Below are 6514 nucleotides of genomic sequence, written 5' to 3'. Positions count from 1 at the left end.
TTTGGTATCGTTCTTCTCGGCTGAGGTGCTTGTACATTGGGCAATTTCGATTTGGCGGTTAAAGCGGCCATGATGCTCTCGCATCCTCAGCCACCTATAACCAGTTCATCTTTGTTGCACTTCGTCCTTGAATCCGCCGAACCAAGAACGACGGTTGCCAAGGACATGTTTGAGATGAAGTTTTTTCTGTGAGCCAACCCGCATCACCCTGGACGGTCGCCCCCGCGCAAGCAGTGGCGACCGTTGCCATTCAGCCCGCCGCTGAGCTGACGCCTGCACAAAAGCGTTTCAATACCTTGTTGGCACGTGTGTCGGCGTTGTCTGATTCCATTGCCACGCTAGAAGCTTTGTCCACGCAGCACCGCAGCAGTCACTTGAACGCCATGAGCGCGTTGAAAAACCAAGAAGACGCCGCACGCAAAAACCTCTTGTTGTTTTTAGATGGCCGCTTGCACCAAGCCGAGCTCACGGCCTCGCACCGACGCAGCGCCACGCAAATCATCCTTGCGCTGTGCGAAGCGCTAGAGCATAAGAAAGACGGCCAAGTGCAAGCCGTGTTCAACCAACACCACAGCGAAGAAGACGCACAAGCTTTGGCCGAAGAAGCGCGTGCCGGTGCAGAGCACGCCAAAGCCGTGTTTGAAGATTTGTTTGGCAAGCCCTTGCATGGCGCAGACGACTTGCACACGGCAGAGGCCGTGTTTGAAGCAGGCCTGCGCCAATACCGCGAACAGCAGCAGCAACTCGAAGACAAACGCCAAGCCAAGAAGGCCAAGAAAAAACCAGCTGCGCGTCAGCTCAAAGATGCGCAGCAAAAGATGGATGCCAACACCGCGCTGCGCACCGTGTACCGCCAGCTGGCCAGCGCTTTGCACCCCGACCGCGAGCCCGAAGAAGCCGAGCGCTTGCGCAAGACCGCGCTGATGAGCGAAGTCAACGCCGCGTATGACCGCAAGAACTTGTCTGAGTTGCTCAAGCTGCAATTGCAAATTGCACAGATCGACAGTGCAGCCCTGAGCCGCATTGCGGACGACAAACTGAACGCCATGTGCTTGCTGCTCAAAGAGCAAGTGGAAGCGCTGGAAGAAGACGAAGCACAAGCGCAGTTTGAAATTCGTCACTACCTCGGTGTGCGCGAGTTAGACCATATCAGCGCCGAGAGCTTGGTGCGTGCGCTGGCCATTCAGCGGCGTGACAAAGAGCATGAGGTGGACACGCTAGAGCGTGATTTGCGTCGTATTCAGAATGAGGCGGAGTTGAAACGTTGGCTCAAAGAGCAAGCGCAGCTGGCCAAAGAGGCGCGGGCTGAGCTGACGGATTTGGATCGCTTGCTGTACCGATAAAAAAACAGCGCCTATCTAGGACGCTGTCAAAGCTGCAAGTTCTGAATCGTTAGCCCGGAATATCTGGCTCCACCAATTTGGCCAATTGCTCCAGCGACTCTTGCCAGCCGAGATAACACATCTCCAAGGGGATCATGTCTGGAATGCCGGCTTGGGTGACGTTCAACTCAGTGCCGCAAATCACAGGCGTCAGTGAAACCGTGACCTCCATGGTGCCTGGCAAGTTGGCATCGTCAAACTTGTCGTTGTAGCGGATGCGTTCATTCGGCACCAACTCAAGGTACTCACCGCCAAACGAGTGGCCGTTGCCACTGCCGAAGTTGTGAAACGACATGCGGAAGGTGCCACCCACTTTTGCATCGAGGTGATGGACCGTGCAAGTGAAGCCATAGGGCGGTAGCCACTTGGCCAAAGCACTGGCTTCTAGAAAAGCGCGATAGACCTTGTCGGGTGACGTTTTTAAAACGCGGTGCAGGTGAATACTTCGAATGGACATGTCTGGCCCCCTTGAAAAAACGCCAAGTTTGTTAAGCGCTGCAACGCTTAAACCGGCAAGTAACCTTCCACCGACAAGTAACGCTCGCCTGTGTCGTAGTTAAAGCCCAGCACGGTCGCACCCGCTGGAATCTCTGGTAGCTTTTGCGCAATCGCGGCCAGCGTCGCACCTGACGAAATTCCCACTAACAAGCCTTCTTCAGCCGCGCTGCGGCGGCCCATTTCGCGGGCTGCATCGGCTTCGACTTGAATCACGCCGTCGAGCAACGACGTGTCTAAGTTTTTAGGAATGAAGCCCGCACCAATGCCTTGGATGAGGTGGGGCGCTGGCGAGCCGCCTGAAATCACGGGTGACGCTGTGGGCTCCACCGCGTACACCTTGAGGTTGGGCCACTTGGCTTTGAGCACTTTGGCTGCACCTGTGAGGTGACCACCGGTGCCCACGCCGGTGATCAGCACGTCCACGCCTTCTGGGAAGTCCGCAATGATTTCTTGCGCGGTGGTGCGTGTGTGCACCTCAATGTTGGCTGGGTTCTCAAACTGCTGTGGAATCCACGCGCCCGGTGTTTGTGCGGCCAGTTCTTCGGCGCGGGCGATGGCGCCCTTCATGCCCTTTTCGCGGGGCGTCAAATCAAACGAGGCGCCGTAGGCCAACATCAAGCGGCGGCGCTCAATGCTCATGCTGTCGGGCATCACCAAAATGAGTTTGTAGCCTTTGACGGCGGCAACCATCGCCAAGCCCACACCCGTGTTGCCCGAGGTCGGTTCGATGATGGTGCCACCTGCTTTGAGAGCGCCAGACTTTTCAGCGGCTTCCACCATGGCCAAGGCAATGCGGTCTTTGATGGAGCCACCGGGGTTGGTGCGCTCGGATTTGATCCACACCTGATGCGTGTTGCCAAACAGCCGGTTGATGCGAATGTGTGGCGTGTTACCGATGGTGTCTAAAACGCTGTTGGCTTTCATGAGGTGCTCCTGAAGGTGTTGTGTCTTGTTTGAAATATACGTGGCTTTGAAGGTGCGGTCTGTCGCGCGGTTTCAGCAGCGTTCTTTTAGCGCGAGCTGGCCATGAGCTGACGTGCCACGGCCTCACCCACTTTGATGCCATCCACCCCTGCCGACAAAATGCCGCCCGCATAGCCTGCACCTTCGCCTGCGGGATACAAGCCTGCCAAGGTCGGGCTTTGCAGCGACAGCTCATCGCGACCAATGCGCAATGGGGCGGAGGTGCGGGTTTCAACGCCGGTCATCACGGCGTCGTGCATGTCAAAGCCTTTGATCTTGCGGCCAAACACAGGCAGAGCTTCGCGCATGGCTGTGATGGCGTAGCTGGGCAAGGCGCTGTTCAGGCTGACCATTTTCACGCCGGGTTTGTACGAAGGCTCGACGCTGCCCAACGCCGTCGATGCGCGGTCTGCCACAAAGTCGCCCACCAGTTGTGCGGGCGCTTCGTAGGTGCTGCCCCCCAAGGTGTAGGCGTGGGCTTCGAGTTGGCGTTGCAGCACCAAGCCTGCCAGCGGGTGGTAGCCGCCAGGCGCGTCGTGTGTGGTGTGACGCACAGCGTTGCCAAGCTCTTGGCCCAGCTCGGCTTCAAAGGCCGCGGGGTCGGTGGGGTAGTCGCTGGGGTCAATGCCCACCACGATGCCTGCATTGGCGTTGCGCTCGTTGCGCGAGTATTGGCTCATGCCATTGGTCACCACGCGGCCAGCCTCGCTGGTGGCGGCCACCACGGTGCCGCCTGGGCACATGCAAAAGCTATACACGGCGCGGCCGTTCTCGGCATGGTGCACGAGTTTGTAATCGGCGGCACCGAGCAGCGGATGGCCTGCGTGTTGGCCCCAACGGGCGCGGTCAATCACGCCTTGCGGGTGTTCAATGCGCACGCCCACTGAAAACGGTTTGGCTTCCATCGCCACCGCATGGCGGTGCAGCATGGTGAAGGTGTCGCGGGCGCTGTGGCCCAGCGCCATCACCACGTGGCGGGCGGGCAAGGTGTAGGTGTCTTGGGTGGCCAGGTTCAAGATGCGCAAGCCTTGCAATGCACGTTCTGGCCCGTAGTCCAAGTCGATCACCCGCTGTTCAAAGCGAATTTCACCGCCTAGGCGAATGATTTCTTCGCGCAGGCTCTCCACCACCTTCACCAGCTTGAACGTGCCGATGTGCGGGTGCGCGGTGAACAAAATTTCTTCGGGCGCACCAAAGCGCACAAACTCGTTCATCACCTTGCGGCCCAAGTGGCGTGGGTCTTTGATTTGGCTGTACAGCTTGCCGTCTGAGAACGTGCCTGCACCGCCTTCGCCAAACTGCACGTTGCTCTCGACGTTCAAAATCTTTTTGCGCCACAAGCCCCAGGTGTCTTTGGTGCGTTGACGCACGGTGGTGCCGCGCTCAATCACGATGGGCTTGAAGCCCATTTGTGCCAGTACCAGCGCCGCAAACATGCCGCAAGGCCCAAAGCCCACCACCACGGGGCGTTCGCCCTCTTGCGTGCCCCAGTCGCCCGGTGCATGGGCAGGCGCGTGCCACGACATGTCGGGTGTGGCTTGGATGTGTGAGTTCTTGTCGTACTTGGCGAGCAGCACGGCTTCTTGCGAAGCATCGACCAACGTGATGTCCACGATGTAGACCACCAACAGGTTTTGCTTGCGCGCATCAAAGCTGCGCTTGAACACGTCGAGGGTGGCGATGGCTTCTTTGGAAATGCCCAAGGCCTCCGCTGCTAAGGCACGCAGTGCATCAACGGGATGGGGCGCAAGCTGGCGGTCTGCCTCGGTTTCGGCGGGTGCATCGGCGGCACGGCGCTCTTCAACGGGGAGGGCAGACAGCGGGAGTTTGAGTTCGGAGAGTCGAATCACAAGCGTGTGGCCCGTGGTGATCGGGCAAGTTATGTCGAGGGCATTAATTATCTCTTGATCTCGGAGGCATGCGTGCAAATTAAAAACCCCACCACTCTTGCGAGTGGTGGGGTTTTAGACTTTTCAAATTCTTAACTGGCTAAGCCAGTTTGGGAATTAGAAGTTCATGTTCAAACCGAGCATGCTACGAACACGCTTGAAGTTTGTAGCGTGTGTGCCTTGTGTTTGGCTGTAAGCAGTAGTGCCAGTCAAGCCCAAAACGCTACGTACCTACACACAAATGACGTGATGCATGAAGGACTCAAAGCCGGTGGTGTTATGCCCATCTAATAGATGTCGTGTTAAATACGACACTCCTTACCCAGCCCGCCTAGTGCGGGTTTTTTATGGCCTGAGTGTCGGTGTCGTGTTAGAAACGACACATCGCCATTGATGCTCAACTTGCCATTAATGCCGCAAAGATACAGGCAGACTTTGCCGCTATCACCGCCATAGATACACAGGCAATGTGTGCCGCCATTACTCGTACAGGCAATAAAAAACCCGCCACGTTGCCGTAGCGGGTTTTAGACTTGTTTAATCCTCAACTGGCTAAGCCAGCTCGGGGATTAGAAAGCGACGCGGAGACCCAAGGCTGTACGTGTACGCTTTGTGTCAGTACCATCGATAGTAGCAACTTTGGTGATTGCACCTGCTTCGTCATTGATTGATTCATAACGAGCGTACACAGCTGAGGTTTTGCTCAAGTTGTAGTCGTAACCAACGGACATCAACTTTGATTTCTTACCGACCAAATCAATGGTAGCTTGTGTTGTGCTGTTGGTTGCCTTGAACTGGTAGGAACCAGTTTGAGCCATAAATGTATGTGCTCCAGTTACATACTTAGCGCCCACGGCTGTGAAGGCAGTTTCTGATGCAGTAACACCAGCAGATGTTTCAGATTTGAAAGTCTGGTTATGGAAATAAGCAGTAGTCGCTCCGAATGTGTAGTTCACACCCAAAGTATTAAGGTTGCGCTTAGTAAAACCAGCCGAACCTGTCAAGCCTGCGATATCAAAAGCATCTGTTTTTTGATTCACAAAAATGGCATTGAGTGGGCCATTTGCGTATTTGACGCTCAGTTCTTGAATACCAGCATAGTCAAACGCACCGACGGCTGTTGTGAAATCGTAAGCTTGAGAAATTGTCGAGCTTGTTGCTGCAGTGCCGCTTGTAGGAGCTGCATTTTTCTTGACGTAGTAAATCGAACCTGAAACGCCGCTGTATGCAGGAGTCATGTACTTGATAGCATTGTCAAAACGAACAACTGAAGCGCCCATTGCTCCTGAGTCAGTACGTGTTACGCCACGAAAGCCTGAGCCAATTGCTGTACCGAATGATTGACCTGTTGTGTTGGCATCCAGTGTCAAGTTGTTAGGCGAACCAATTTGCACTTCACCAAACGAACCTGCCAAGCCGACACGCAACTCGCCGTTACCAAAGGTGCCGCCGCCCGAGTTTGCGTTAGCCAAAGTAACAGGTGCTGCAATCGATGTTGTAGTCGCAGTTGTGTTAGTTGCGTTAACGAAGCCTGTGTTGGCTTTGTTAGAAACCATGTTCCAGTCTGTTTCGACACGGAAAGAAGCTTTCAAGCCGCCACCGAGGTCTTCAGTACCGCGCACGTTCAATTGTGAAGTGCTAGAGCCGTTACCACCAAAACCGCCTACGCTGTTGCCTTTGTAGTTGATGGCTTGGTAGCCAGCGTCAGCAATACCGTCCAACTGAACAGAAGATTGAGCTTGTGCGCCGAATGCGGCGAGTGCTGCGATAGCAACGAGGGTT

At 55.6% G+C, this 6514-nt stretch carries 5 protein-coding genes; 1 reads left to right on the top strand and 4 read right to left on the bottom strand.

All coding sequences use genetic code 11. The annotated features are described in order from the left end of the window. The first annotated feature begins 188 nt into the window (after positions 1–188). Positions 189–1343: a hypothetical protein gene (locus RMS95_RS08810; RefSeq protein WP_310645385.1), complete on the top strand. Its 1155-nt coding sequence runs from the start codon at positions 189–191 to the stop codon at positions 1341–1343. 49 nt (positions 1344–1392) lie between these two features. Here RMS95_RS08810 and RMS95_RS08805 read toward each other — a convergent pair whose 3' ends face one another. From RMS95_RS08805 to RMS95_RS08790, 4 genes are all read right to left on the bottom strand, one after another. Then, complete coding sequence (locus RMS95_RS08805; protein ID WP_310645383.1) at positions 1393–1839, bottom strand: SRPBCC family protein; 447 nt, start codon at positions 1837–1839, stop codon at positions 1393–1395. A 47-nt stretch (positions 1840–1886) separates the two neighbouring features. Next, entirely contained in the window at positions 1887–2804 is a 918-nt protein-coding gene (cysK, locus tag RMS95_RS08800) for a cysteine synthase A (RefSeq protein WP_310645381.1), read from the bottom strand. Between the two features lie 86 nt (positions 2805–2890). Continuing rightward, a complete protein-coding gene (locus RMS95_RS08795; protein WP_310645380.1) occupies positions 2891–4693 on the bottom strand; it encodes an FAD-dependent protein in 1803 nt (600 codons plus the stop codon). Between the two features lie 608 nt (positions 4694–5301). Continuing rightward, positions 5302–6514: porin (locus RMS95_RS08790; protein WP_310645379.1), on the bottom strand; the 1213-nt coding region annotated here is incomplete at its 5' end.

Source organism: Limnohabitans sp. (assembly GCF_031539175.1).
GTDB lineage: Bacteria > Pseudomonadota > Gammaproteobacteria > Burkholderiales > Burkholderiaceae_C > Limnohabitans.
Note: the sequence above shows the minus strand (reverse complement) of the source record. Positions and strands in the feature narration are given on the sequence as shown.